Origin of the sequence: Buchnera aphidicola (Cinara piceae), assembly GCF_900699035.1 — a bacterium.
Taxonomy (GTDB): domain Bacteria; phylum Pseudomonadota; class Gammaproteobacteria; order Enterobacterales; family Enterobacteriaceae; genus Buchnera_F; species Buchnera_F aphidicola_AV.
Genome location: NZ_LR217741.1, coordinates 1 through 2749 on the forward strand (window position 1 = coordinate 1; position 2749 = coordinate 2749).

The window sequence follows — 2749 nt, forward strand, 5'->3', positions numbered from 1 at the left end:
TTCTAAATATATATTTCACATATTTCATGCATCCACAGGTTATCCACAGGTTATCCACAGGTTATCCACAGGTTATCCACAGGTTATCCACAGGTTATCCACAGGTTATCCACAGGTTATCCACAGGATATATTAGTGAAGTATTCATGTTTAATTATAAGAGAATAATTATCTATTGAATACATGCGCCAATATATTTTAAAAAATTCAATTAATTTGTTTAATATCTTTTTATACAATCTGTTATTGACCTAATTTTTTGTACGCAACCAGAGTAATATTTGATTCAATAATATTGAACCCATAGGAGTTAAAATAGATTCTGGGTGAAATTGTAATCCACATACACGATCATAATTCTGTTTAACAGCCATGACAGTATTATTATAGCGCGCATTGATACATAAAGAAGACGGGATAGAGTAACATAGCAATGAATGATATCTTGCTACTAATAGCGGGTTAGGAAGATTAGAGAACATATCTTTCTGGTCATGTATAATACAAGAGGTTTTACCATGCATAGTTTCAGGCGCTGTATCAATAATACCACCATATGACTGAACAATCGCTTGATGACCTAAACAGATACCAAGAATTGGTATTTTTCCTTTTATTAGATCGATTAATTCCAACATACATCCGGAATTTTGAGGTAAACCAGGACCTGGAGAGAGAACAATAACTGGGTTATACATAGATTCCATAGCAGATAGAAGTATAGATAAAGGGGTATAATTTCTATACACTGAAACCCTTTGTTTAAATGATTGTAATGAATCAACTAAATTATAGGTAAATGAATCCAGGTTATCAAGTAGAAGAATATCAGACATAAAAATTTCCTATTTTAAAATGATGATGTGCATGAAAAATAGATTGTAGAACAGATTGTGCTTTATTTTTTCCTTCCTGTATTTCATTTTCTGTAACTGAGTCATATACAACCCCTGCTCCAGACTGCACTGTAGCAATGTTATTTTTAACAAATGCAGAACGAATAACAATACATGCATCAAATGTTCCTTTTCCAGTAAAATATCCAATAGAACCACCGTATACTCCTCTTCGTACAGGTTCATATTGAGCAATTAATTGCATAGCACGTAATTTAGGTGCTCCAGTTAATGTGCCCATATTCATACAAGATTGATATGCATGAAAAATATCGAGATGGGGTTGCAAAGTTCCTACAACACGTGATACTAAATGCATAACATGAGAATATTTTTCTACTTTCATTAATTGAGATACATAACGGCTATTAGTACAACAAACTTTTGATAAATCATTACGCGCTAAATCAACTAACATTAAATGTTCAGATAATTCTTTTTGATCGGTGCGTAGAGATAATTCAATTCGATTATCTAAATCTAAATCAATACTTCTATTTTTATATAATCCACGGGGGCGTGTACCGGCAATCGGGTGTAGTGCAATCATTCGATTATCTGAATTATATTTCAGATAACTTTCTGGAGAAGCACCAAATAATATAAATTGAGCATCTTGCATAAAAAACATATATGGACTAGGATTATTATTTTTTAAAATATGATATACAGATAACGGAGATGTACATGGACAATAAAATTGACGTGATGGGACAACCTGAAATATTTCCCCCTGTTTAATAAAAACACGCATATTATTAATGATCTGTGCATATTCTGTATCATTCATGTTACTAGTTATATTTAATTTTTTTTTAGTAGCTAATGGAATAGATGAGAAATTATTCTTTTCTTGTATTATCTGATCTAAACTCTGCATGCGTTTGTACAATCGATCTCTTTCAGCTAAATGAGAAGAAAATACATGCACTTGTACAGAAGATTTTTTAGTTGTATGATTTATATTAATCATTGATTCTGCTAAATAAAAACATAAATCTGGACATATATTCTTATTATTTTTTTGAATTATTTTTTCAAATGAATAAATTAAATCATATGAAAATAATCCACCAAAAAATAATGCTGATAAAGATCCTGAAGATACCTTTACAACCTGTATTAACCAACGAAAGCAATCAAAAACAGATGAAAGCAAAAGTCGTTTGCCTTCTTCTATATATACCGGTTCCTGTAAAAAATATATTATTCGTTGATATTCTTTTTTTAAAACAGTAACAGTATCAGGAATAATCTTATCTAATAACGTCAATAAAAATTTTCCATTTTCTGAAAGAGCGTACAAAATAGCTTTATTATTTGTAGCTGTAATACGAAGAGCGCTGTCAACAATAATTTTGCTGTTTCTCCCTTCTTTATTCTCATCTTCAGACGATTCTAAAAGTAATGTATTCGTTTTTTTAAAGCATAATCTGTAAAAAATTTCTGTAGGATTAGAATGATATCGTGTATTTTTTTCCCAAATTTCTATTTTACAAGATTTTTTCATATTTTTTTCCTGTATCTCTATTTTTATTATTCTCTTTTAAATCAGATAAATTAAATGAATATATTTTAATAGTAAACAATTTATTATTATTATTATTTATATATATAACATATATATAATATATATATATTATAAAATATATATTAGTTATTTTGCATCTATCTATATTAGATATATCCCTATAATATGTATATTATTCTAACCTATTCTAAAATATAAAATTTTTTTTCTAAATATATATTTCACATATTTCATGCATCCACAGGTTATCCACAGGTTATCCACAGGTTATCCACAGGTTATCCACAGGTTATCCACAGGTTATCCACAGGTTATCCACAGG

At 29.2% G+C, this 2749-nt stretch carries 2 protein-coding genes; both read right to left on the bottom strand.

Features of this window, described 5'->3' with window-relative positions:
* Nucleotides 1-251 precede the first annotated feature (251 nt).
* Nucleotides 252-836 carry an aminodeoxychorismate/anthranilate synthase component II gene (locus BUCIPICE3303_RS02075; RefSeq protein WP_154049452.1) on the bottom strand — a complete coding sequence of 195 codons (585 nt, stop codon included), beginning with the start codon at nt 834-836 and terminating at the stop codon, nt 252-254.
* Nucleotides 829-2406: an anthranilate synthase component 1 gene (locus BUCIPICE3303_RS02080; protein WP_154049453.1), complete on the bottom strand. Its 1578-nt coding sequence runs from the start codon at nt 2404-2406 to the stop codon at nt 829-831. The genes BUCIPICE3303_RS02075 and BUCIPICE3303_RS02080 overlap by 8 nt, the downstream gene beginning before the upstream one ends.
* Nucleotides 2407-2749: the final 343 nt, after the last annotated feature.